This window comes from Herbaspirillum sp. Her2, assembly GCF_057961375.1.
In genome coordinates this window covers 4,244,145-4,269,187 of record NZ_CM176331.1, presented here as the reverse complement: position 1 = coordinate 4,269,187, position 25,043 = coordinate 4,244,145, and the positions used below count along the sequence as shown (strand labels likewise).

Here is a 25,043-nt window from a genome sequence, read left to right as displayed (position 1 = left end):
TTGCGCCACCTCACCTTTACTGACGGCAACCAGATTGCGCTGCTGCACAGTGGCGCGGGGTTCTATCCCGCCCTGATCAGCGCCATCGACGCAGCACGCGTCGAGATCTATCTGGAAACTTATATTTTTTCGCTCGACGATACGGGGATACTGGTCTGCGAAGCCCTGCAAAGAGCCGCCGGACGCGGCGTTGTGGTCTATGTCATCAATGACTGGCTCGGTACCGGACGCGAAAATACTAACAAATTGCGACTCGCGCTGACGGCGGCCGGGGTGCAGCATCGCTCCTTCAATCCTTGGTTCCGGCGCGGCGTGGCGCGCAGCCACCGCAAGCTGTGCGTGGTGGATCGGCAGGTGGCCTTCGTTGGCGGGCTCAACATCAATGACGACATGGTGTCCGACCGTGACCACATCACCGCGCTGCCCGCACCGCGCTGGGATTTCGCCGTGAGCGTGCTCGGGCCGCTGGTGCAGGACATCTATCGTGAAGTGCAGGCGCAATGGCTGCGTGTGGGGCGCATGAAACTGAAGGCGCGCTGGCGCAACTTCAAGCGCCTGCGCCATGGCCACCCAGGTCCAGTGCATGACCAGACCCAGGCTGCGCTGGTGGTGCGCGACAATTTCCGCAACCGGCGCACGATCCAGCGCGCCTATCTGCAGGCGCTGGGGCGTGCGCGGGAGACGGCCTTCCTCGCCAATCCCTATTTCGCCCCGGGCCGCAAGATGCGTCGCGCGCTGGAAGAAGCCGCCATGCGCGGGGTGAAGGTGACCCTGCTGCTGGGCGTGGGACAGTTCGTGATGCAGGATGCGGTGGCGCATTCCTTCTATCCCAAGCTCCTGCGCGCGGGCGTGCGCATCATCGAATACACCCATACGGAACTGCATGCCAAGGTGGCCGTGGTGGATGACAAATGGGCCACCGTGGGATCGAGCAACTATGACGGCCTGTCGCTGTTCGTCAACCAGGAAGCCAACGTGGTGGTGCAGGATCCGGCCTTCGCCGCTTACCTGCGCCAGGAGATCGAAGCCGGTGCGGCCGGGGGCCGGGTGGTGCACCTGTCGGACTTCCTGCACGTGCCCTGGTACAAGCGGGCGGCGTATGGTGCGGCCTTCCTCTTGTATCGCACGGTAATTCACATCATCACGCTCGGAAAAGACGCTTGAGACTTTTTGCCGGGTGTTTGATTTACCGAAAATTCACCATATCGCGTTCCAAGCTGAAATCGAATAAGATGACCATCCCGGTTTTCGAAGGACAGCCGTGCGCGGCTTCCTGCCATTTCAATAAAAGGAGCGAGTTATGGATGATGTGGTCATTGTCGCAGCACAGAGAACGGCGATCGGCAAATTCGGCGGATCCTTGTCGAAGATTGCGGCGGCCGATCTGGGTGCGCAAGTCATCAAGGCCCTGCTGGCCAAGACCGGCATCAAGCCGGAAGCCATCAGCGAAGTCATCCTCGGCCAGGTGCTCACGGCTGGCCTGGGCCAGAACCCGGCGCGCCAGTCGGTCATCAAGTCGGGCCTGCCTGACATGGTCCCGGCCTTCGTGGTCGGCAAGGTCTGCGGCAGCGGCCTGAAGGCGGTGCAGCTGGCGGCGCAGGCGATTCGCTGCGGCGACGCCCAGATCGTCATCGCCGGTGGCCAGGAAAACATGAGCGCCTCGCCGCACGTGCTCAACAACTCGCGTGACGGCTTCCGCATGGGCGATGCCAAGCTGACCGACACCATGATCGTCGATGGCCTGTGGGACGTCTACAACCAGTACCACATGGGCATCACCGCCGAGAACGTGGCCAAGAAGTTCGAGATCAGCCGCGAAGAGCAGGACGCCTTCGCTGCCGCCTCGCAGAACAAGGCTGAAGCGGCGCAGAAGGCCGGCAGGTTCAAGGATGAGATCGTGCCCATCGAAATCAAGGGCAAGAAGGAAACCGTGGTCTTCGATACCGATGAATTCGTCAAGCACGGCGTGACTGCCGAAGCCCTGGCGGGTCTGCGTCCGGCCTTCGACAAGGCTGGCACGGTGACGGCCGGCAACGCCTCCGGCATCAACGATGGTGCGGCGGCCGTGGTGGTGACCTCGGCCAAGCTGGCCGCGGAACTGGGTCTGCCGGTGCTGGCCAGGATCAAGGCGTATTCCTCGGCTGGCCTGGATCCCAGCATCATGGGCATGGGCCCGGTGCCGGCATCGCAGCTGACCTTGAAGAAGGCCGGCTGGACGCCGCAGGATCTGGACCTGATGGAAATCAACGAAGCCTTCGCCGCGCAAGCCATTGCGGTGAACAAGCAGATGGGCTGGGACACCAGCAAGATCAACGTCAATGGCGGCGCCATCGCCCTGGGCCACCCCATCGGTGCCTCGGGCTGCCGCGTGCTGGTGACGCTGCTGCATGAGATGGTGCGCCGTGATGCCAAGAAGGGCCTGGCGAGCCTGTGTATCGGTGGCGGCATGGGCGTGGCGCTGGCGGTGGAGCGTTGAGCCTGTTGATGCGCTTGTCGTGATGAAGAAACGCCGGCTTTTCAGCCGGCGTTTTTCTTTGGGGCAAGATGGGGGCCCCGCCGATCAGCTTCCTTTTGCCATTGGTTCTTCCGCACTGAAATTGCGGATCGTGATGGCTTTGCGTCCTGAAGGCAGGGGTTGGTTGGCCTGATCCAGCCATTGCCATTCAATTTCTTTCGGAGAGATGTCCAGCCCGCGATCACGCGGATCGGGGAAGGGCTGCCCTTCTTCGACATAGGCCTGGCGGTTCCACTGGTTGAAGACCTTGGCCAGAGGATGGGCCGGATCAATTCGTCCGTGCCAGATACCGGTAGCGGGTGCAGGAAGCAAGCCTGTGGCGCGCAGTTCGCGTGAAGGAACGGGGATCTCGCGCAGCACGCCTTGGGGGACGCGCCAGTCTGGGACATGTCGTGCAGCTGGCGCTTTGGGAACCGGTATGCCGAGATAGTGGAAACGAAGAACGCCAGACTCTTTTGTGATGTCGTCAGGGGGAGTGAAGGATTCGCCCTGCTCGTAGTGCATGGGTACCTGTGCCGCATTCCAGGCGACTTGGCGGGGAGTGTAGGGTTTGACTAATTGGGCGATCCAATAACCGCTGATGACGGCATTGGTGTTTGGATGCTGGATCAGAGGGCCACCTTGTGGCTTTTCAGGGAGGATAAAGCCGTCTGGGATGTGAGCGCGGCCTTGGCGCTGGGAAGCTGGGGAGGGTTTGCCGATTTCAGATACAACCACCTTGACGGGTTTGGCACCGTCGATCAGGGATTGTTTGTCGCCATCCCAGTAGGGGAGGATGGCGGGAGGCAGGGGGAGGACTTTGTCGAGGTTGGGGAGGCGCAGGTCCGGGTTGAGGTGGAGCATATCTCCGATTGCCATATATCGGTCGGCCCTGTCTGGATCGGGTACATTGCCCGTCAGTTCGTCAGCAGTAGCGAAGCTTGCTGCGAGATAATTGGCACTTGCCGCGCTGCCAAAGGTAGCTCCTTGATGGAGTACTCGCAGCGCTTCATCATATTTCGTCATTGCATTCAGACTGACGCCCAAATTCAGGCTGGCAAGTGCACTCTCTTGTGCAACAGCACACCTCAGCATTGTTAATCCGATCGCCTTATTTCCCCAAAATGATCCGCGAGGATCATCGTAGTTGGCGTTGAGTTTTCGGCCCAGGTAGGCCTGTGCTGCGGAGCTACCCATCTCAGCAGCGAGAGCCCAAAATGCGTAGGCTCTGGTGGCGTCCTTTTTTACTCCGGATCCGTTTAGATGGTATGTCCCCATCAGATCGTAAGCGCTTGGAATGCCCATCTGCATTGCTTGTTCAACCAAGGTAACGGCGCGCTCGGAATCTTGCGTAACCCCCCTGCCTGCCAAGTAAAGACTTGATAAATTCAACATGGCTTTCCAATGCATTTTTTTTGCGGCGTTTTCCCAGAGAATGGCTGCCTTTCTGTAGTCCCGGTCTTCAGGCCAGAGGTCGTAGCTGGTGATTGCCAATCCCTCTCGAAACCAGTTCTCTGCGATCTCATCCAGCTTGCTCTCGACGTCTTTCTCATGTCGGCAGATGAAGTTTTCCATATGGGGCTGGAATGTTTTAAGGGGCATATTGCGAGGAAGATGGTCCATGGAGCAAGCTGAGAAAAAGGGGAGTGACAAATACACCAGCGATCTTTTGATGCAGTAGAAAAGGCCGATGGTTTCGGATTTAAGATCACACTTCATCTGTGAAGTCATGCCAATCGGAACTCCGAAGTTCTCTTGTCCGAAAATGGGAAAAGAAAGCTTTTGGGTGAAGTATTTGCTTCCTTGCTGCTCTGGTTGTCCAGCATCTGTCGTTGCCATTGAAGGAAGGTTCTCTTGATGTCCAATGGAGATCCATTTCCGCCATCGCACGCTGTCGTGCTAAATGAGTGCAAGGAAAGAACTTCCTTCCTCAGTTTTTCGCTCAACAGCGGATCATCACACCCGATATTGATTTCAGCATCCACCGCCATGCTGCGCAGATTGAGATTGGCGCTGCCCAAGGTGAAGAAGGCATCGTCGATGATCATCAACTTGCTGTGAATGTAGATCTCGCGATATTTGTCGCCCGTGCTTTTCCCGGTATGGTCGTAGGTCCAAAGGCTGGCTGCCAGCGTCTTGATACCCAATGCCTCCAATTCCTCGGCGATCTCGGCATTGCCGTAGGGTTCCTGTTGTCCCGGCGGGGGCTTGGGCGTTCGTACAAGCTCCGGTGGCGTACCATTCCCCGTCTCTTTGAGGCTGACCCTTTCAATCTCCCTCTGTTGTTGTTTCTGACGGACCTGTTGCTGCTCTTCGAACATCTTGTCCTGATCAGGCATCGAAGTTCCCAGCCCGAGCAGCTTGAGTGTTTCATGCGTGGCCGGGACCATCTGTACTCGTTCGGGTGTAGGGATGACGATGAAGACATGCAGATCCGGAAGGGTCTTCAATGGCTGTCCCGCTTCCTTCCACGCAGCAATGAAGTTGCGCCGCATTTGCTTGAGATACCTGGCCCATTCGGTGTACTGGAAATACTGGTTTTCGATGTAGATGTAGTTGGAAGCAAAACTGGTCGCTTGCCGATACAGGCGCTGGATGGTTTTGTCACCTTCCTCCGGCTGGGTGCGCACGATCTGTGCGCGGTGAGCGGCCTTGCCCGCGCTTGCCTTCAGGCCAGCAGGCGGTGAGCGCAGATCATGCACGCGCTGGATTGTCTGACCGGGAGGGGCGACCCGATTCCAGGCATCGACAAAGTTCTTGCTCACGCAGATGAGTACCTCACCGACAATACGGCACGCATAATCCTGAAATGGCTTCAGGCCCGGGAGATTGTCTCCACCGCCTTCCCATGATTCACCTCGGCGCGGATCATGAAACAGGTGTTTTCTGGTATCCCAGTAATCGGTGACGCTGTTCAAGCCCATGACGTAACCAACCGCGTGCTTGCCGTGCGCATGGTCATAGTCGATCAGTATCGTTTTTTGATGCGCAGTCGAGGCTTCCATGAAGGAGATAGCTTCCATCCGCGGGAAGATCTTCTTGTTTTCTTTCGAAAGGCTCTCGCGCACCTTGTCGCTGTCGCACGCGCGGACCTTGAAGCTGAGATGAGAATGGGTGCCGTGGGTCGCATCAAAGAACCACAATGCGTTGAAGTAGTCGCGGCGCTCCTGTGGCGTCATCCCGGCTTCATGTGGTTTTCCGGAGAGGCGCTCGTGATGCCGGATGCGCTTGACCTGCTCCGCTTGGAACATCCCGTAGCCCGGTGTATTTCTCGCCAGAGCGGAGACCAGTCCATCACGCCAGCACAGCACCCGCACCTGAACCGGCTTGCCGTTGTTGTACTTGCCGGCCGCGACCTCCCTGAGCAAATCCCCCCAGGTCGGACCCCGAGGCCAGGTATTGCCCGTGCGTTCCAGTTCCATGGCGGGATCGAAGCCCCAGCAAATGATTTCCACACTGTGCTTGGCCCGCCGGATGTCCTGCAAGATACGGGAAAAGCCTTCTTCGCCGCAGATCAATATTTCCAGCTGGTTGGCGTGATAGATCGGAGAGTTGCTGTCTTCTGCGCGTTCCAGCAGCCATTGTGCAGTGGCGGTGGCCGATCTTTTGCGCAGATCCATGGGCACGCTGCCCGGATGATGTGTTTCTTTCATAAGTAGCGTCGTTGAAAGCGCGATGGTTGTCGTCAACGAGCGCTTGTCGTTTCTGAAGGGGAAAAGTTGCGAATCGTGATGTCCTTGCGGCCTGAGGGCAGGGGCTGATTCGCCTGATCCAGCCATTGCCATTCAATTTCTTTCGGAGAGATGTCCAGCCCGCGATCACGCGGATCGGGGAAGGGCTGCCCTTCTTCGACATAGGCCTGGCGGTTCCATTGGTTGAAGACCTTGGCCAGCGGATGGGCCGGATCAATTCGTCCGTGCCAGATACCGGTAGCGGGTGCAGGAAGCAAGCCTGTGGCGCGCAGTTCGCGTGAAGGAACGGGAATCTCGCGCAGCACGCCTTGGGGGACGCGCCAGTCTGGGACATGTCGTGCAGCTGGCACTTTGGGAACCGGTATGCCGAGATAGTGGAAACGAAGAATGCCGGACTCTTTTGTGACGTCGTCAGGGGGAGTGAAGGATTCTCCCTGCTCATAGTGCATGGGTACCTGTGCCGCATTCCATGCGACTTGGCGGGGTGTGTAGGGTTTGACTAATTGGGCGATCCAATAACCGCTGATGACGGCATTGGTGTTTGGATGCTGGATCAGAGGGCCACCTTGTGGCTCGTCAGGGAGGACAAAGCCGTCGGGGATGTGCGCGCGGCCCTGACGCAGTGAAGCGGGGGAGGGTTTGATGTCCGCCAGTGAGGCTGTCTTGACTGGCTTGGCACCATCGATCAGGGATTGTTTGTCGCCGTCCCAATAGGGGAGGATGGCGGGAGGGAGGGGGAGAACCTTGTCCAGGTTGGGGAGGCGGAGGTCGGGGTTGAGGCGGAGCATGTCGCTGATGGCAGAGTAGCGTTCAGCACGATCGGGATCCGGTCTCGGACCGCCAGATTCGAGACCTCCTCGAAACTCTACCGCCATATGGATGGCACTCATTTCGTTCCCGAATTTCACGCCGTCGTGATAAACCTTGAGCGAGCGTTCCAGTTCTTCAGGCAGTGCGATACGCAATCCAAGTTCGGACGCGCCATTACCGTTTTCTTGTGCGTAGGAACATTCCAGCATTTTTCTTCCAATGACTGAATTGCCCCAGAATGTTCCCTTGGGGTCGTCGTATGCCGCCATGAGCTTTGCCCCCAGATAAGCCTGAGCATCAGCATCTCCCATCTCGGCCGCGAGGATCCAGAATGCATAAGCCCTCGTCGCATCTTGTTTAACACCTGTTCCATTGATGTGGTAAGTCCCCATCAAATCGAAGGCCTTCGGCACTCCTTTGCGCATAGCCTCCTCAACAAGTTGAACAGCACGCTCCGTGTCCCGCGTAACGCCTTTTCCCTCAACGTAAAGACTTGCCAGGTTGAGCATGGCTTTCCAATGCTCTTTTTCGGCCGCCTTGGTCCAGAGAGCCGCCGCCTTATTGAATTGACGATCATCAGGCCAAAGGTCAAAGCTGGTTAACGCCAAACCTTCTCTGAACCATTGCTCGGCTTGTGCATCGAGTTGAGGTTCTGCAGGTTTTTCGTATCGGCACGTCCATATTTTCATGTGTGGATCGAATGCCGTCAGGGGCATGTTGCGGGGAAGGGAGTTCATGCAGGAATTCAAGAAAAGAGAAAGAGTAATGGCGAGCGAAATTGTCTTGAGAATGCCCTTGCCGGGAAATGCTTTTGGAGTAGGTTCGTTGTTCATGCCAGTCGGATCGAGGAAGTGCGTACATCAAAAAATGGCAACAAGAAGCCTGTTAAGGGTTTCCGTGAAGCTTTCTTATTCTGGTTAACTCGCAACAATTCCTGCCAAGCTTCAAATGCAGATTGAATTGACGATGAAGTTCCGTTGCCGCCGTCGCATGAAGCAGTGCTTCCGGAGTGCATAGAAAAAACCTCCCTCCGCAGTTTCTCGCTCAACAACGGATCATCACATCCGATGTTGATCTCAGCATCCACTGCCATGCTGCGCAGATTCATGTTGGCGCTACCTAACGTAAAGAACGCATCGTCGATGATCATCAACTTGCTGTGGATATAGATCTCGCGATATTTTTCACCCTTGCTGTCCCCGGCATGATCGTAGGCCCACAGACTGGCCACGAGCGTCTTGATGCCGAGGGCATCAAGCTCCTTTGCGATGTCTGCATTGCTTCGGGCTTTACCGTCAGGAGTAGCTGGCTTGGGTCCCCGCACCAGCTCTGGCGGAGCACCATTTTTCCTTTCCTTGAACGCGTAGGTCGCCAGTTCTTTCTCCTGTTCCCGCAGAGCCAGCTCTCGTTCCACTTCCTTGTCCTGATTGGGCATCAATGTGCCATGCCCGAGTGCCTTGACGGTCTCGTGCGTGGCCGGAACCATCTGCGTGCGCTCCGGGGTGGGGGTGACGATGAAGACATGCAGATCGGGAAGCGCCTTCATCGGCTGTCCTGCTACCTTCCATGCCGCGATGAAATCACGCCGTAGCTGCTTGAGATACCGCGCCCACTCGGTGTATTGGAAGTACTGGTTCTCGATGTAGATGTAGTTGGAAGCAAAACTGGTCGCCTGCCGATAGAGACGCTGGATGGTCTTGTCGCCTTCCTCGGCCTGAGTGCGCACGATCTGCGCGCGATGAGCGGCCTTGCCAGCGCGAACCTTCAGGCCAGCTGGCGGGGAGCGCAGGTCATGCGCACGCTGGATTTTCTGATCGGCAGTGGCCACCCGATTCCAGGCATCCACGAAATTCTTGCTCACGCTGATCAGGGCCTCGCCGCAAATGCGGCAGGCGTAGTCTTGCAGTGGTTTCAGGCCGGGAAATTCATCCCCGCCGCCTTCCCACGATTGCCCCCGGCGCGGGTCGTGAAACAAGTGCTTTCGCGTATCCCAATAATCGGTGACGCCGTTCAATCCCATCACGTAGCCGACTGCATGTTCGCCTTCTGCATGGTCGTAGTCGATGAGTATCGTTTTCTGATGCGCCGTCGATGCCTGGACCAGGGATTGGTGCTCAGCCATCGCCAGCCTTGCCGAACGCTCTTCTGCAAGACTCTGGCGGACCTTGTCGGCATCACCCGGGCGAACCTTGAAGCTGAGATGCGCAGACGTACCATGGGTGGCATCAAAGAACCACATTGCGTTGAAATGACGGCGCCGTTCCTGCGGTGTGAGGCCGGCTTCGTGTGGCTTGCCGGAGAGCCGTTCATGATGCCGCAGGCGCCTGACCTGATCCGCATTGAGGGTGCCATAACCCGGCGTATTCTTGGCCATCGTGGAGATCATGCCCTCGTTCCAGCACAGCACCCTTACATCGACCGGCTTGCCGTTGTTGTACTTGCCGGCCGCGACCTCCCTGAGCAAATCCCCCCAGGTCGGACCGCGCGGCCAGGTGTTGCCCTTGCGTTCCAGTTCCATGGCAGGGTCGAAGCCCCAGCAGATGATCTCCACGCTGTGCCGCGCCTGGCGGATGTCTTGCAAGATACGAGCAAAGCCCTCTTCGCCGCAGATCAATACTTCAAGCTGGTTGGCGTGATAGATCGGGGAGTTGCTGTCTTCTGCGCGCTCCAGCAGCCATTGCGCCGTTGCGGTAGCACTACGTTTGCGCAGGTCGATGGGGACGCTGCCTGGGTGGTAGGTCTGTGTCATGGCGATGATCCAGAAAGGGAAGGGGTTCAGGCGCCTGCATGGCGCAGGCGGCTTTCTGCGTCCGCTTCAGTACTGCGGTAGCCCGAGGCCGCCAGTTGTTGGTCCAGTGCGCTGACCTGTTCGTGGACCGGTAAATCAAAGCAGTAGCCATTGGGGAGCTTGACCGAGTAGCTGTCGTCGCCCGGCTGATGGCCTTCGATCCTTAATCGCCCGGCCGCGTCAGTGACGCCCACGTCGATCTGCGCCCCCTGCTTGAAGAGCGTATAGGGCTGGTGTGCCAGCGGCCTTCCATCGCGCGCATGACTGCGCAGGCGCACCAGCAAACTGCCGCTCTGCTGCAAGTCTTCATAGGTAGGCGGTGGCGCTATCTCCGGTGGCGGACAATTGGCCGGACCCAGCACATTGTGTTCAGCAGCCTGTTGCCGCCACTGTCCGCTGGTGCCGTGTTCGATGAGGCTGGCATTCCAGCGGCTGAAGCTGCCGCCGCCATGGATTTGCGTGTCATCGCGCGAACGGATGCTGATCTTCGGGGCCTGCAGAATGATCTCTTCGCTGGCCTCCAGCAGGATGCGTCGCGCAGCCTGAAGCTCGACGTGTTCTTCGTGCGCCTGCACCTTGACACTGCCCTTGCCGCTGATCAGCTTCATGTGCTTGCCGGCAAAGGCAGCGAACATTTCTCCTGCCCGCATCAGCAATTTGCGTCCGGCATTGAGCTGGGTATTGTCCCGGCTGACCAGGTCGATATGCCGGGACGCGCCCAGCACCATGGTGTCCTGGCTCGTCACGCTCACGCCGGCCGGTGCGTCGAGGGCGACCATGGGTGCCGCAGCGTGCCTCGTGCCGCCGGCCGCTTCGCTCGTGTCCCATGCCTGCAGCTGCTTCCTGATGCGCTCCAGCTGCGCCAGATCGGTCACTTCTGCGTGGTACCTGGCGGCATCCTGGCTCAGGCGCTGCGCCAGTTCCTCCAGACTGTGCAGGGTGTCCAGCAGGGCCTCGCGCTCCAGCATGCGGCCGCGCCCCCGGTCCTGTGCTTGTGCCGTAATGAGGATGCCTTTGGCCCCACGCAGGACGCCATGCCCATCCGTGCGCGCCTCCAGTCCCTCGCCACGGCCATCTCCCTGCCCGTCGTGGCGCGGTTCGGTGAGATAACCCAGATTGATCTGGCTGTGCTGGTGCTCGCTGGCCAGTTGCGTGCTGATCTGTCCGGGTGTGTCATCCAGCCGCAGCTGGTTGTAGCGGACGCCTTCGATCTCCTTGCTCTTGATCCCCGAGAGGAAGCGATTGCCGGGCAAGCCGCCGCTGTGGCTGAAGCGCGCCGGATGGTTGATGCCGTTGTGCAGGACACCGGCGACGAACATCTTGTCCGGATCACCCCCAAGAAAATCGATCAGCACTTCCATGCCGACCCGGGGCACCGCATCGTGCCCATAGCCTGCTCCGGCCCAGGCGCTCGATACCCGCACAAATGCGCTATCCCGTTCCTGCCCGCTGGTGCCCGCACCTTGCGCGTGGACGTGGTCTTCCACGTGCAAGCCCTGCAGTTGTACCTTGATGCGGCCCAGCTCGTCGCAATACACCTCCTCGTTGGCAGGCCCGACTACCAGTGCGGTGACCGGATGCACGGCCGGCAGATGCAGCCGGGGATCGTAATGCGGTGCCAGCGGCGCGCTGCGGCGGCGGCAGCTGAGCTGGTTGCGGTAGCGCATGTCCGCTGCGCCCTGTACATCGGCTTGCCAGGTGGAGGCGGGCAGCAGGCGGTCGATCGCATCCTGCAACGCTTTGGGGAAATTGTTTTCGGCTTGCTGCCGCAAGGAGGTCACGATGAATTCGCGCAAGGTGCGATCTTGGCCGTGCATGTCCGGATGCCCTTCCAGCTCGAACCAGTGCCCCACCGCCAGATCGCGCACCGTACCACTGGCCTCGAAGGATTCGCTGCGGCCCTCGTGCGCCAGCATGCGGGCATCGGCCAGGCGCAAGTGATCTTGCTGGCCATCCGCAGCGTGAGGGGCCTCGATCAACCCGTCATTCAGGATGGCCGCCAATGCCCGGCCGGTATCGCCCTGGTCGATCGCGCTGTGGCTGGCGGCTTCCTCCACGCGCACCGCCTTGTAGTCCCAGCTGCCGCGCCATACGCGACCCGGCACCAGGTTGCGCTGGCGGCTCCATGCGCTGATGGTGTCGCGCTCCTCGGTGGCACCCTCGCGGTGGTAACGCACCGTACCGGCAAGGGCTCGGGGCAGCAGGGCGGACTGATCGCAGAACACCAGCTTATGCATTGGAACGTCTGCATCCTCTGTCCTGCCGGTCTCGGCAGCGGGCTGGGGGCTGGCTACATACCAGGCAATGCCCTCGCGCCGGCAGAGCCGCCTGATGAAGTGCGCATCGGATTCGTTGAACTGATGGCTGATCTCGCGCATCGGATAGCGGCGATCTTCCAGGCCATCCAGATCGAAGTGAAACGCCGTCGCCAGTGCGGGGCTGCGCTGACGCCATTCACCGAGCATGATCTCCAGGATGCGCGGCACGCTCAGTTGACGGAAGACGCGGGTGTTGATGCGCTCCTCCATGATCGACAGCGCGTCCTTGAGCGTGAGCTGGTAGACCCGCAGCGCACCGTCGGCCTGGCCGGCGCGCGCCTCGGTGATGATCCCGTTGGTGTGATGCAGAGCGCCGCGGTCAGTCACGATCTCGATGCCCAGCGGCTGTCCGAGCAGGGCCTGCAGCGGCAGTTCAGGATCGCTGGACACGCAGGTCAGCTTCGCCTGCAGCCCTTCCAGACAAGCTTCCTCGATGTCGACCCGCTGCACCAGCAGCCATTGCGCGAAACGAGCTTCCTGCGCTCGCCAGCGCAGCCTGAGGGGACGGCGTTGCTGCGAGAGTACGACGCCGGCAAATGCCGCAGCGATGGTCTGGAATTGATCTGTCATGGCGGAATGGACGGCAGCGACAAGTGTGGTCGCAAAACTGGCCAGCATAGTGAGGCTGATCCACCAGGGCAGAGATTCACCAAAGAAAGGATGTGAATCCCGATTTTCTTGAGCAAATGATTCAAAAAATATCGATAATTAGCCCTACCTACTTAGCGCCAACGACCAATTCTCATCCCTACATGGACACCACCCGCATCGACAAATGGTGCTGGGCCGCACGCTTCTTCAAGACGCGGTCTCAGGCCACCGAAGCCGTGGAGCGCGGCCGCATCAAGCTCAACGGCGAGCGCACCAAGCCCGCCCACAACGTCAGGAACGGCGACCGCCTGGACATCGACAACGGTTCCACCGAATGGGAAGTGCTGGTCACCGGCATCGCCGACAAGCGCGGCTCTGCCGCCATTGCCGCGACCCTCTATCAGGAAACCGAGGAGAGCATCACGCGCCGTGCCGCGCTGGCCGAACGCCATCGCCTCTTCCGCGAACCCTCGGCCGAGATCAAGGGACGTCCCACCAAGCGTGACCGCCGCCTGCTGGACCGCTCCTCATCCTGATCCCGCCGCAGCGCTGGCTCGTTGTAAGATGAAGGCCGTTTCCCCGGCCTGTCTTTTCTCCAACCCAGGTGCAAAGGTGCAGATGTCTCAGGTGGTCTCTTCCGAATCGATGCAGTCCGTCCCCGTGGCCCGGCCCCTGCGCAAGGAGTGCCCGCCCGGTGCCTGCGATTGCCAGCGTGAGGCGCTGCTGGAATGCCTGCACGCGCCCGAAGCGCGCGTACTCTGGCTTACCCGTGAAGAAGAAAAACGCCTGATCGAACGCATCACCCGCATCAGCACCTACGACGAGCTGCTGCATGTGGGCAGCCTCATGCGCAAGAACCTCGGCATCCACCTGCACATCAGCCCCGGGGCCAACGAGGTGCGCACCGTGCGCGGCCTGCAGATCCACCTGGCCGAGCAGCCCGGCCTGTGCCGCAAGACGCGCGACACCATCCCGGCGGCCATCCGCAAGTGCCTGGAAAACAATCCCACCATCGTCTATGCCCTGCTCGATGCCCACGACCTGCTGGGCGCCGCCAGCCCCCCTCCCGAGTCCGCCTGAAGACTTGCCGCGCAGCAAAAATCCGTACCACAAGACAGCCCGATTTTTTGTTTGACATTTGCGGCGCGATGAATAATAGTACGATCGTTCGAATAAATTCTGCATGAAGATAAATTCATGTCAGGTTATCCAGGGCACAAGACAGCGGACCCCGAGCCGCGCCCGTCGAACCGGTTCCTTCCCGTCGCCGCCTGCGGCGGATATCAAAGAGACAACGATGACTGAGACAAGCAAGGTGACCACCGCGCCCGCCCGGCCCAAGTTCCTGCGCAAGGGCGAGCAGACCCGCGCCGCCATCCTGGATGTGGCGCTGGAGCTGGCCAGCCGTGATGGCCTGGAAGGGCTCACCATCGGCCTCCTGGCCGAGAAGATGAAGATGAGCAAGTCCGGCGTCTTCGCCCATTTCGGCTCGCGCGAGGACCTGCAGATCGAGGTCGTGCGCCTGTACCACAACCGCTTCGAGCAGGACGTGTTCTATCCCTCCATCAAGGAGCCGCGCGGCCTGCCGCGCCTGGAAGGCATGTTCGCGCGCTGGATCAAGCAGGTCACGGTGGAAATCGCCCTGGGCTGCATCTACATCAGCGGCGCGGTCGAGTATGACGACCGCCCGGGCGCCATCCGCGACCACCTGGTTGCCATGGTCCAGGCCTGGCGCGATGCGCTGGAACGCTGCATCAAGCAGGCCATGGAAGTCGGCCACCTGCGCACCGACATCGAGGTCAGCCAGATGGTCTATGAAATGTATGGCCTGATCCTGGCCCTGCATCACGATGCGCGCTTCCTGCACATTCCCGGCAGCGTCGAACGCGCCGAGGCCAGCTTCCGCCGTCTGATCGACAGCTACCGCCCGCAGGGCAGCGACAGCGCCAGTACCAGCGCCCCCAAGAATTCCAAATCGGCTGCCAGGAAGGCAGCGTAACCCGTCCGGAGACATTCATGCCCCAATACAACGCCCCCTTGCGCGACATGCAATTCGTGCTGCACGAGCTGCTCAATGTCGAGGAAGTGTTCAAGGAACTGCCGCCCCACGCCGACACCAACCGCGAACTGGTGGATCAGGTGCTGGAAGAGGGTGGCAAGTTCGCCTCGCAGGTCCTGTTCCCGCTGAATCATTCGGGGGACCGCGAGGGCTGTCATTTCGATCGCGAGAGCAAGGCCGTGACCACGCCCAAGGGTTTCAAGGAAGCCTACAAGCAATACGTGGAAGCCGGCTGGGCGGCATTGTCCTGTGATCCGGACTTCGGCGGCCAGGGTCTGCCGCTGACGATCAACAATTCCTTCTACGAGATGCTGAACTCGTCCAACCAGGCCTGGACCATGTACCCCGGCCTGTCGCACGGTGCCTACGAGTGCCTGCATGCGCACGGTTCGGATGAACAGAAGCAGCTCTACCTGCCCAAGCTGGTCTCGGGCGAATGGACCGGCACCATGTGCCTGACCGAAGCCCATTGCGGCACCGACCTGGGCCTCCTGCGCAGCAAGGCCGAGCCGCAGGCTGATGGCTCCTACAAGATCACCGGCAACAAGATTTTCATCTCCGCCGGTGAGAACGACGTCTCCGCCAATATCGTTCACCTGGTCCTGGCCCGTTTGCCCGATGCGCCGGAAGGTTCGAAGGGGATTTCACTTTTCCTGGTACCCAAGTTCCTGCCCAATGCCGACGGCTCCCTGGGCGCGCGCAACCCGATCTTCTGCGGTGCCATCGAAGAGAAGATGGGCATCCACGGCAACGCTACCTGCCAGATGAACCTGGACGGCGCCACCGGCTGGCTGATCGGCCAGCCGCACAAGGGCCTGCAGGCCATGTTCGTGTTCATGAACGCGGCGCGCCTGGGCGTGGGCATGCAAGGCCTGGGCCTGACCGAAGTGGCCTACCAGAACGCCCTGGTCTACGCCAAGGACCGCCTGCAGATGCGCAGCCTGTCCGGCATCAAGGCCGCCGACAAGCCGGCTGACCCGATCATCGTGCACCCGGACGTGCGCCGCATGCTGCTGACGGCCAAGGCTTTCGCCGAAGGCGGACGCGCCTTCACTTCGTATGTGGCGCTGGAGCTGGACAAGGAACTGACCCACCCGGATGAGCAGGTGCGCAAGGACAGCGCCGACATCGTGGCCCTGCTGACCCCGGTGGTGAAAGCCTTCCTGACCGACAACGCCTGGATGGCCACTTCCGAGTGCCTGCAGGTCTACGGCGGCCACGGCTACATCGCCGAGTGGGGCATGGAGCAATACGTGCGCGATGCCCGCATCAACATGATTTATGAAGGGACCAACACCATCCAGTCGCTGGACCTGCTGGGCCGCAAGATCCTGATGGACAACGGTGCCAAGCTGAAGAAATTCGGCGCGCAGATCCAGGCCTTTGTGGAAGAACACGGTACGGATGAGTCCATGTCCGAGTTCATCACTCCGCTGGCCGACATCGGCGACAAGGTGACCAAGCTGACCATGGAAATCGGCATGAAATCCTTCGCCAACCAGGATGAAGCCGGTGCGGCTGCGGTGCCCTACCTGCGCGTGGTGGGCCACCTGGTGTTCTCCTACCTGTTCGCCCGCATGGCCAAGATCGCGCTGGAGAAGCAGGACAGCGGCGACGCCTTCTACACCGCCAAGCTGGCCACGGCGCGCTTCTACTTCGCGCGCCTGCTGCCGGAAACCGCGATGCTGATCCGCCAGGCCCGTTCGGGTGCGGCCAACCTGATGGCGCTGGACGCAGAACTGTTCTGATCGCAACACCACGCCGCGCGCGGGCTGCACGCCTGCACGCGGCGTTGATCCAACGCAATGCGGCCCGTGACGGCGTCACGCGGGCGTCACTGCGGCAGGGCATGCTGTGAGCCGCCGCACCCGGGATAAAGAGCGTACAGTGAGCGCTCGTCCCAGCGGCGCAGCACCTTGCCAGGCCCGAATTCATGTTTCATGTTTGCAGCACCAGCAAAGGAGATTTGCGTGTCCAATTTCATCGTCAAAAAAGTGGCCGTGCTCGGCGCGGGCGTCATGGGGGCCCAGATTGCCGCCCACTGCATCAATGCCCGCGTGCCGGTCGTGCTGTTCGACCTGCCGGCCAAGGAAGGCCCGAAGAACGGCATCGTGCAACGCGCCATCGAGAACCTCAAGAAACTGAGCCCGGCGCCGCTGGGCAACAAGGATGACGCGGCCCTGATCCAGGTCGCCAACTACGAGGATGACCTGGCCGTGCTGGAAGGCTGCGACCTCATCATCGAAGCCATCGCCGAGCGCATGGACTGGAAGCACGACCTCTACAAGAAGGTCGCCCCGCACATCGGCCCCAAGGCGATCTTCGCCTCCAATACCTCGGGCCTGTCGATCAATGCCCTCTCCGAAGGTTTCGATGCGGGCCTGAAGGCGCGCTTCTGCGGCGTACACTTCTTCAACCCGCCGCGCTACATGCACCTGGTCGAACTGATCCCGACCCAATCGACCGAACCGCACATCCTCGATCAGCTCGAAGCCTTCCTCACCACCACCCTGGGCAAGGGCGTGGTGCGGGCCTTCGACACGCCCAACTTCGTGGCCAACCGCGTGGGCGTGTTCGGCATCCTGGCCACCATCATCGAAGCAGAAAAGTATGGTCTCTCGGTCGATGTGGTCGATGACCTGACCGGTGCCAAGCTGGGCCGTGCCAAGTCCGGTACCTTCCGTACTGCCGACGTGGTGGGCCTGGATACCATGGGCCACGTCATCCGGACCATGCAGGACAACCTGAAGGACGATCCCTTCTTCTCTTCCTATGCCACCCCGCCGCTGCTGGCCAAGCTGGTCGAGCAGGGGGCGCTGGGCCAGAAAAGCGGTGCCGGTTTCTACAAGAAGGTGGGCAAGGACATCCTGCGCATCGATCCGGCCAAGGGCGATTACGTCCCGGGCGGTGCCAAGGCCGATGACATCATCGCCCGCATCCTCAAGGAAAAGGATCCGGTCAAGCGCATGAAGGCGCTGCATGATTCGACCAATCCGCAAGGCCAGTTCCTGTGGGCCATCTTCCGCGATGCCTTCCACTACATCGCCGTGCACCTGGAATCGGTGGCCGACAACGCCCGTGACCTGGACTTCGCCATGCGCTGGGGCTTCGGTTGGAGCGTCGGCCCCTTCGAGACCTGGCAAGCTGCCGGCTGGAAGCAGATCGCGCAATGGGTCAAGGAAGACATCGAAGCCGGCAAGGCACTCTCCACCGCACCGCTGCCCGACTGGGTCTTCGATGGCCGTGATGGCGTGCATTCGGAGAAGGGCTCCTGGTCGCCCTCCAAGAAGGCCGACGTGGCCCGTTCCGAGCTGCCGGTTTATCAGCGCCAGGCCTTCCGTGCCCCGCTGGTGGGCGAAGGTGCAGCCGATGGCAAGAGCGCCGGCACCACCTTCTTCGAAGACGAATCGGTGCGCATCTGGCATCAGAACGACGATGTGCTGATCCTGTCCTTCAAGACCAAGATGCACGTGATCGGCCAGGGCGTGATCGATGGCATGAACAAGGCCGTCACCGAAGCCGAGCAGAACTTCAAGGGCCTGGTGATCTGGCATCCGGATGCGGCCGAAGGCGGCGCCTTCTCGGCCGGTGCCGACCTGCAGTCGATGCTGCCGCTGTTCATGTCCGGTGGCGTCAAGGCCATCGAGCCGGTAGTGCACCAGCTGCAGCAGGCGCACCAGCGCCTGAAGTACGCCAGCGTGCCGGTAATCGCCGCGGTCGCCGGCCTGGCGCTGGGCGGTGGCTGCGAATTGCTGCTGCATACCGCCAAGCGCGTAGTCTCCATCGAGTCCTACATCGGCCTGGTGGAAGTGGGCGTGGGCCTGATCCCGGCCGGTGGCGGCCTGAAGGAAGCCGCCGTGCGCGCTGCCAAGGAAGCCAAGGGCAACGACATCCTGCAGTTCCTGAAGGAATACATGCTGGCTGCGGCCACTGCCAACGTCTCCAAGTCCGCACTGGAAGCGCGCAAGCTGGGCTACCTGCGCGAGGATGACGTGATCGTCTTCAACCCCTATGAATTGCTGCACGTGGCCAAGGTCGAGGCGCGCGCGCTGTTCGATGCCGGTTATCGTCCGCAACTGCCGCCGCAGGTGCCGGTGATCGGCCGCAACGGCCTGGCCACCATCATGGCACAGCTGGTCAACATGCGTGATGGCGGCTTCATCTCGGCCCACGACTTCAAGCTCGGCAAGATGATTGCCGAGACCGTCGCCGGTGGTGAAGTGGAAGAGGGCAGCATCGTCAATGAACAATGGCTGCTCGACATCGAGCGCAAGTTCTTCATGGAACTGCTCAACCACCCCAAGACCCAGGAACGCATCATGGGCATGATGCAAACCGGCAAGCCTGTGCGCAATTAATGAAACCTCTCTCCCCCTGAAGGGGAGGGAGAGTCCAAGGAGATTTGGTAATGAGCAAACAACTGCAAGACGCCTACATCGTCGCCGCCACCCGCACCCCCATCGGCAAGGCGCCGCGTGGCATGTTCAAGAACACCCGCCCGGATGACCTGCTGGTGCGTGCCATCCAGTCCGCCGTGGCGCAGGTGCCGGGCCTGGATCCCAAGCTGATCGAGGACGCCATCGTCGGCTGCTCCTTCCCCGAAGGTGCACAAGGCCTGAACATGGCGCGCAATGCCGTGCTGCTGGCCGGCCTGCCCAACACCATTGGCGGCGTCACCATCAACCGCTACTGCGCCTCCGGCATCACCGCTATCGCCATGGCGGCCGACCGCATCCGCGTCGGCGAAGCCGACGTCATGATCGCCGCCGGTGCGGAATCGATGTCCATGGTGCCGATGATGGGCTTCCATCCTTCCATCAACATCAACGCTTTCAAGGATGAGAACGTCGGCATGGCCTATGGCATGGGCCTGACCGCCGAGAAGGTGGCGCAGCAGTGGAAGGTCTCGCGTGAAGCGCAGGACGAGTTCTCGCTGGCTTCGCACCAGAAGGCCATCGCCGCACAGCAGGCCGGTGAATTCGCCGACGAGATGACCTCGGTCGAGATCGTCGAGCGCTTCCCCAACCTGGCCACCGGCGAAATCGACATCAAGACCCGTACCGTCGCCCTGGACGAAGGTCCGCGCGCCGATTCCAACCTGGCCGCGCTGGCCAAGCTGAAGCCCGTCTTCGCCGCCAAGGGCAGCGTCACGGCCGGCAACAGCTCGCAGACCTCCGATGGCGCAGGTGCGCTGATCATCGTTTCGGAAAAGATCCTGAAGCAATTCAACCTGACCCCGCTGGCGCGCTTCGTCTCCTTCGCCGTGCGCGGCGTGCCGCCGGAGATCATGGGCATCGGTCCGAAGGAAGCGATTCCTGCGGCCCTGAAGGCCGGTGGCCTGACCCAGGACCAGATCGACTGGATCGAACTGAACGAAGCCTTCGCTGCACAAGCGCTGGCCGTCATCGGCGACCTGGGCCTGGACCCGAGCAAGGTCAACCCCATGGGCGGTGCGATTGCCCTGGGTCACCCGCTGGGGGCCACCGGTGCGATCCGTGCCGCCACCACCATCCATGCACTGCGCCGCAAGAACCTGAAGTACGGCATGGTGACCATGTGCGTGGGCACCGGCATGGGTGCGGCGGGCATCTTCGAACGCGTCTGATCCGCGCCAGCAAGGCCTGATGCAAAAGCCGCACTGCGCATGCCGTGCGGCTTTTTTCATGAACCTTATAAATCATTTATAACATTCAAGGAGACTGTGCAGATGGATATCCAGCTCACCAAGGCCGATGGCATCCTGACCATCCACTTCGATCGCGAAGACAAGAAGAACGCCATCACCGCGGCCATGTACCAGCAGCTGGCCGATGCCTTGAAGGAGGCAGAGACTGACAATGCGGTCCGCGCCATCCTCTTCACCGGCAAGCCCAAATCCTTCTCGGCGGGTAATGACCTGGAAGACTTCCTGAAGAATCCGCCCAAGACCCAGGATGCGCCGGTATTCCAGTTCCTCTGGCAGATCAGCCATGCCAGCAAGCCCATCGTGGCGGCCGTCTCGGGCGTGGCCGTGGGCATCGGTACCACGCTGCTGCTGCATTGCGACCTGGTGTATGCAGCTGACAATGCCAAGTTCTCCATGCCCTTCACGCAACTGGGTTTGTGCCCGGAGGCGGCGTCTTCGCTGCTCTTGCCGCACATCGCCGGTTACCAGCGTGCGGCCGAGAAGCTGTTGCTGGGCGAAGCCTTCGGCGCAGACGAAGCCTGCCAGATGGGTGTGGTCAACCGCGTGCTGCCGCTGGAGGAATTGCTGCCCTATGCGCAGCAGCAGGCAGCCAAGCTGGCGGCGTTGCCGGCGGCCTCGATCCGGGTGACCAAGCAGTTGATGAAGAAGAATCGCGTCACTGCGACCGAGCAGCAGATGGTGGCCGAGATCGAGCACTTCTCGCGCATGCTGACCGCGCCTGAGGCCAAGGAAGCGTTCACGGCTTTCTTCGAGAAGCGCAAGCCGGATTTCACGCAGTTTGCCTGAGCCGGGGCGGCGGGGGCGCCCGCCGTCACTTCCAGCTGCTCTTCCCCGAAGCAATCACCTCCACCGGCTCCACCCGCTGCTCATAGGGATGGCGCAACACGATGCGGCTGGCGAATTTCTCGATGCCGATCTCGTCCTCCAGCAAGCGTTCCATCAACTCCTGAAACAGCGCCACGGTGGGCGAGACGATCTTGAGCAAATAGTCATACCCCCCGCTGACGTTGTAGCACTCCACGATTTCCGCATACTTGGCCGCGCCCTGTTCGAACTTGCGGAAGTCCGCCGGGCGATGACTGCCCAGCGTAATCTCGGAGAACACCACGACATGACTGCCCAATTTGTCCAGCGCGACCCGGGCGGCATAGCCGGCGATGACGCCGTTTTCTTCCATGCGCTTGGTCCGGGTCAGACAGGGACTGGGGCTGAGATTGACGGCCTCGGCCAGCTCCACGTTCGAGCACCGGCCCTCGCGCTGCAAGTGCTCGAGGATCTTGATGTCGGTGCGGTCGAGAGGGTCGGTAGGTCGCATGGTCCGATCATAGCACCGCATCGCCGGCCTCAGGATCAACGCCGCCCCGCCGCCGATCGCGCTTCCGTCAGCGACTCGTCCAGTGCATCGATCACCATGCCCGCCTGTTCCGCCGTCAGCACCAGCGGCGGCCGGATCTTGAGCACGTTGTGGCCCATCGCGCAGGCGCTGAGCAGCACGCCCTTCTGACGCATGCGGTTGACCACCTCGCTGGTGAGCGCGCGGTCAGGCGTGCGCTGCGTCCGGTCCGAGACCAGTTCGACACCCACGAACATGCCCGCACCGCGCACGTCGCCGATGGCTTCATGGCGTTCGGCCAGCGCACGGATGCCGTCAAACAGCACGCCACCGACCTCCCGTGCATGGGGAATCAGGCCTTCACGTTCAATCGTCTTCAGCACCGCCAGCGCAGCGGCACACGAGACCGTATTGCCGGCAAAGGTATTGAAGTAACGCGAGCGCTGCCCGAACTCCTGCAACACATCGGCCGTCGCCAGAATGCCTGCGACCGGCTGGCCATTGCCCATCGGCTTGCCCATGGTCACGATGTCCGGCGCAATCCGGTGGCGCTGGAAGCCCCACATGTGCTCGCCGGTGCGGCCGAAGCCCGGTTGCACTTCATCGGCGATGAACAGGCCGCCGGCCGCCTTGATGGCCTGCACCGCGCCCCGGAGGAAGCCCGCTGGTCCCGGCAGGATGCCGTCACTGGTGAAGAGTGAATCCACGATCAGGGCGGCAGGCTGGATGCCGTGCCGCTGCAGGTCGGCGATGGCGGCTTGCACGTCGCGGGTGAATTTTTCTCCCAAATCCTGCCCCGGCGCATGATAGGCACGCGGGGCCGGCACCAGGCGCACATGCGGTCCCAGGTTGACGCTGCTGCCCAGCGAGGGCGAGAACTGCGAGACCGCATCGGTGATGCCGTGATACGCCGTGTCGGTGACGATCACGCCGGTGCCGCCGGTGCGGACCTTGGCGATGCGATAGGCCAGGTCATTGGCTTCGCTGCCGGTGCAGGTGAGCATCAGGTGCGCCAGCGATGTATCCGGCACCGTCGCCAGCAGGCGTTCGGCCAGCTCCAGGATGGTGTCGTGCAGGTAGCGCGTGTTGGTGGCCAGCGTCTGCACCTGTTCGCAGATCGCTGCGGTGACGGCCGGATGGCAGTGTCCCAGCGAAGTGACGTTGTTGTACACATCCAGATAACGCCGCCCCTGCGGATCGATCAGCCAGACGCCCTCGCCACGCACGATGTGCAAGGGATGTTCATACATCAGCCGATACGCCGGCCCCAGCAGGGCATTGCGGCGCTCGATCAGGGCCCCGGTGACGGGCCCGACGTCGGCACGGCCGGGGATGTAGGCGTTGACCATGGTGAGGTCGGTAGGGGTGCTCATGCAATGCTCCTGTGTCAGATGTCGGAAAGCAGGCGGTCACGCGCGTCCTGCCGTGGCAGGTCGGCCAGCTGGCCGAGCGCCTCCCAGGCCGCCGGGTTGTGCCGCATGATGTAGGCGCGGTTGTGGGGATAGCGCACCGCGCGCCATTCGGAAATGAGCGCCGTGACCAGATGGCGCGTGACCATGAGGTCGGCGACGATCTCCTGTTCCGGCGCGGTCAGCGGCAGCTCGGCGTGATAGGCCGCGACGAACTGCGCTGGTCCGGCAAACGGATCCTCGCTGCCGGTCATGTGGAACGCGGCCGCCGTGGCGACTTCACCCACCAGTGGCGCATGCAGCATGTCGCCGAAATCGATGATGCCGGTGATGCGCTCCAGCTCCTGCGGTGCCACCAGCACGTTGTAGAGGTGATAGTCGTTGTGGATCACCTGCGCACGCACGTCGCCCAGGCGCGGCAGCACATCTCGTTCGAAGCGCGCCATGAAGTGCCGTGCCAGCTGCTGCTTGGCCGGATCCTGCAGGCTTTCCATCTTGTCGCGCAAGCGGTGCGCTGTGGAGACATTCCACAGCAGGTCATGATGCGCCCCGGTATGGCTGAATCCTTGCAGGGCCAGGTCCAGCCTGGCCAGGCCACTGCCCATGGCGCGCCGCTGGCCGTCGCTGCGTTCGGTGTGCTTGATCTGTACGCCGTCGAGGTAAGTCAGCAGGCGCACCATGCTCACGCTGCCATCCGGCAGTGTCACCTGTTCGATGCTTTGCCCGCTCAAGGAGCGCAGTACGCGCTGAATCGGAAGATCCGGTGCCGCCCGCGCGATGTGATCCAGCGCGGCGATCTGGAAATCCACCACCGCCGCCTGTTCGGAAGGATTGCTGATCTTCAGCACGTAGCGCGTGCCATCGGCGCTCTCGATGCAGGCGTTCTGGTCGCGCTCACCTCCCAGGGCGCTGGACTTGCCCGCGATGCCATAGCGGGCGGCGGCCAGTTGTTCCAGCGCTGCCGGCGCAAGATCAGGTGCCGCCGTATTCAAGGCGGCGGGTTCTTGCAATGCGGTCTCAAGCATGATGCGTCCTGTCTCTCGTAGGCGCGACGGCAGCCATCAAAGGCCTACCAGCGTGGCCAGCTGGCGGAAGTCCGTCAGCCGGCTCACGCCATAGCCATCGCAGTAGGGCTCGTGATTGCGGTCGATGTAAGCCTTGCCCATGAAGCCGAGATCCTTGGCCGTCATCAGGTCATAGCGGAAGCTCGACGAGCAATGCACCATCTCTTCCGGGCCGCAGCCCAGCTGGTCGAACATGTATTCAAAGGCCTGCCCGCGCGGCTTGTAGGCTTGCGCTTCCTCGGCGGTGTAGACCGCATGGAAGGGCGCTTTAAGGTGCGCCACGCTGTGCGGAATCAGGTCGATCATGGAGTTCGAGAGGATCACCAGCGGGATGTGGGGCGCGATCTTCTCCAGCGTTTCCACCACATGCGGATGTGGCTGCCAGGTCGGCACGGCCGCATAGAGGGCCTGGCCATCGCTGTCCCGGCATTCCACGCCATGGGCGTGGCAGGTGCGGCGGATGGCGTTGTCCACCACCTCCAGGAACGGTTTCCAGGCGCCCAGCACTTCGTCGAGACGATAGAAACGGAAGCTATCCAGGAAGGACGGCATGCGCTTCTCGTCGACGCGGTCGGCAAAGAGCCTGCGGGCGGTCGGGCCCATTTCAAAATTGATCAGGGTGCCATAGCAGTCAAAACTGATGTACTTCGGCTTGAAAGTCATTTGCTCAAACTCCTTCGTTGGGGATGGAAGAAGTATGGTCGCCGGCCTCCAACTAATAATTTTTATTGCGCCGGGATCGGAGCAGCTTCTACTTTTAAAAGTCAGCTTTCCGGCATTTTTCGTTACGCTGCGCTGC

Annotated in this window: 18 protein-coding genes; 9 read left to right on the top strand and 9 right to left on the bottom strand. The window is 61.3% G+C overall.

What is annotated here, in order from left to right:
- Both ACWHXP_RS19370 and ACWHXP_RS19365 read left to right on the top strand, forming a co-directional pair.
- On the top strand, window positions 1-1,164 hold the full coding sequence (locus tag ACWHXP_RS19370; protein ID WP_039785243.1) for a phospholipase D-like domain-containing protein: 1,164 nt from the start codon (window positions 1-3) through the stop codon (window positions 1,162-1,164).
- A 136-nt stretch (window positions 1,165-1,300) separates the two neighbouring features.
- Window positions 1,301-2,476: an acetyl-CoA C-acetyltransferase gene (locus ACWHXP_RS19365; RefSeq protein WP_039785245.1), complete on the top strand. Its 1,176-nt coding sequence runs from the start codon at window positions 1,301-1,303 to the stop codon at window positions 2,474-2,476.
- A gap of 84 nt (window positions 2,477-2,560) precedes the next feature.
- On the opposite strand, the gene ACWHXP_RS19360 is transcribed toward ACWHXP_RS19365, so the two are convergent.
- The 5 genes from ACWHXP_RS19360 to ACWHXP_RS19340 are packed head-to-tail and all read right to left on the bottom strand — an operon-like array spanning window position 2,561 to window position 12,672.
- On the bottom strand, window positions 2,561-4,333 hold the full coding sequence (locus tag ACWHXP_RS19360; RefSeq protein WP_489635259.1) for an SEL1-like repeat protein: 1,773 nt from the start codon (window positions 4,331-4,333) through the stop codon (window positions 2,561-2,563).
- Complete coding sequence (locus ACWHXP_RS19355; RefSeq protein WP_489635260.1) at window positions 4,222-6,183, bottom strand: phospholipase D-like domain-containing protein; 1,962 nt, start codon at window positions 6,181-6,183, stop codon at window positions 4,222-4,224. Before ACWHXP_RS19355 ends, ACWHXP_RS19360 begins: the two co-directional genes overlap by 112 nt.
- Window positions 6,180-7,829, bottom strand: coding sequence for an SEL1-like repeat protein (locus tag ACWHXP_RS19350; protein ID WP_489635261.1), 1,650 nt, complete (start codon window positions 7,827-7,829; stop codon window positions 6,180-6,182). The genes ACWHXP_RS19355 and ACWHXP_RS19350 overlap by 4 nt, the downstream gene beginning before the upstream one ends.
- Window positions 7,826-9,745: a phospholipase D-like domain-containing protein gene (locus ACWHXP_RS19345; RefSeq protein ID WP_489635262.1), complete on the bottom strand. Its 1,920-nt coding sequence runs from the start codon at window positions 9,743-9,745 to the stop codon at window positions 7,826-7,828. The genes ACWHXP_RS19350 and ACWHXP_RS19345 overlap by 4 nt, the downstream gene beginning before the upstream one ends.
- Before the next feature lie 26 nt (window positions 9,746-9,771).
- Complete coding sequence (locus ACWHXP_RS19340; RefSeq protein ID WP_489635263.1) at window positions 9,772-12,672, bottom strand: type VI secretion system Vgr family protein; 2,901 nt, start codon at window positions 12,670-12,672, stop codon at window positions 9,772-9,774.
- Between the two features lie 182 nt (window positions 12,673-12,854).
- Between ACWHXP_RS19340 and ACWHXP_RS19335 the strand changes: the two genes are divergently transcribed.
- The 7 genes from ACWHXP_RS19335 to ACWHXP_RS19305 all read left to right on the top strand — a co-directional run bounded on the left by ACWHXP_RS19335 (window position 12,855) and on the right by ACWHXP_RS19305 (window position 21,224).
- On the top strand, window positions 12,855-13,229 hold the full coding sequence (locus ACWHXP_RS19335; protein WP_039785255.1) for an RNA-binding S4 domain-containing protein: 375 nt from the start codon (window positions 12,855-12,857) through the stop codon (window positions 13,227-13,229).
- 82 nt (window positions 13,230-13,311) lie between these two features.
- Complete coding sequence (locus ACWHXP_RS19330) at window positions 13,312-13,773, top strand: hypothetical protein (RefSeq protein ID WP_413460452.1); 462 nt, start codon at window positions 13,312-13,314, stop codon at window positions 13,771-13,773.
- A gap of 217 nt (window positions 13,774-13,990) precedes the next feature.
- Window positions 13,991-14,692 carry a TetR/AcrR family transcriptional regulator gene (locus ACWHXP_RS19325; protein ID WP_489624390.1) on the top strand — a complete coding sequence of 234 codons (702 nt, stop codon included), beginning with the start codon at window positions 13,991-13,993 and terminating at the stop codon, window positions 14,690-14,692.
- A gap of 17 nt (window positions 14,693-14,709) precedes the next feature.
- Window positions 14,710-16,500 (top strand): acyl-CoA dehydrogenase C-terminal domain-containing protein, encoded by a 1,791-nt coding sequence (locus ACWHXP_RS19320; RefSeq protein WP_034329395.1) that lies wholly within the window; start codon window positions 14,710-14,712, stop codon window positions 16,498-16,500.
- A gap of 222 nt (window positions 16,501-16,722) precedes the next feature.
- Window positions 16,723-19,110 (top strand): 3-hydroxyacyl-CoA dehydrogenase/enoyl-CoA hydratase family protein, encoded by a 2,388-nt coding sequence (locus tag ACWHXP_RS19315; protein ID WP_121042396.1) that lies wholly within the window; start codon window positions 16,723-16,725, stop codon window positions 19,108-19,110.
- Window positions 19,111-19,160: 50 nt separating this feature from the next.
- Complete coding sequence (locus ACWHXP_RS19310) at window positions 19,161-20,357, top strand: acetyl-CoA C-acyltransferase (RefSeq protein ID WP_008334355.1); 1,197 nt, start codon at window positions 19,161-19,163, stop codon at window positions 20,355-20,357.
- 102 nt (window positions 20,358-20,459) lie between these two features.
- Window positions 20,460-21,224, top strand: coding sequence for an enoyl-CoA hydratase (locus ACWHXP_RS19305; protein WP_420104918.1), 765 nt, complete (start codon window positions 20,460-20,462; stop codon window positions 21,222-21,224).
- A 25-nt stretch (window positions 21,225-21,249) separates the two neighbouring features.
- On the opposite strand, the gene ACWHXP_RS19300 is transcribed toward ACWHXP_RS19305, so the two are convergent.
- From ACWHXP_RS19300 to ACWHXP_RS19285, 4 genes are read right to left on the bottom strand one after another with little or no spacing between them, the layout of a single operon-like run.
- On the bottom strand, window positions 21,250-21,753 hold the full coding sequence (locus ACWHXP_RS19300) for an Lrp/AsnC family transcriptional regulator (protein WP_252697061.1): 504 nt from the start codon (window positions 21,751-21,753) through the stop codon (window positions 21,250-21,252).
- Window positions 21,754-21,788: 35 nt separating this feature from the next.
- Window positions 21,789-23,144 carry an aspartate aminotransferase family protein gene (locus ACWHXP_RS19295; RefSeq protein ID WP_489635264.1) on the bottom strand — a complete coding sequence of 452 codons (1,356 nt, stop codon included), beginning with the start codon at window positions 23,142-23,144 and terminating at the stop codon, window positions 21,789-21,791.
- Window positions 23,145-23,158: 14 nt separating this feature from the next.
- On the bottom strand, window positions 23,159-24,205 hold the full coding sequence (locus ACWHXP_RS19290) for a phosphotransferase (protein WP_489635265.1): 1,047 nt from the start codon (window positions 24,203-24,205) through the stop codon (window positions 23,159-23,161).
- Window positions 24,206-24,241: 36 nt separating this feature from the next.
- A complete protein-coding gene (locus ACWHXP_RS19285; protein ID WP_209580307.1) occupies window positions 24,242-24,907 on the bottom strand; it encodes a haloacid dehalogenase type II in 666 nt (221 codons plus the stop codon).
- Window positions 24,908-25,043 lie beyond the last annotated feature (136 nt).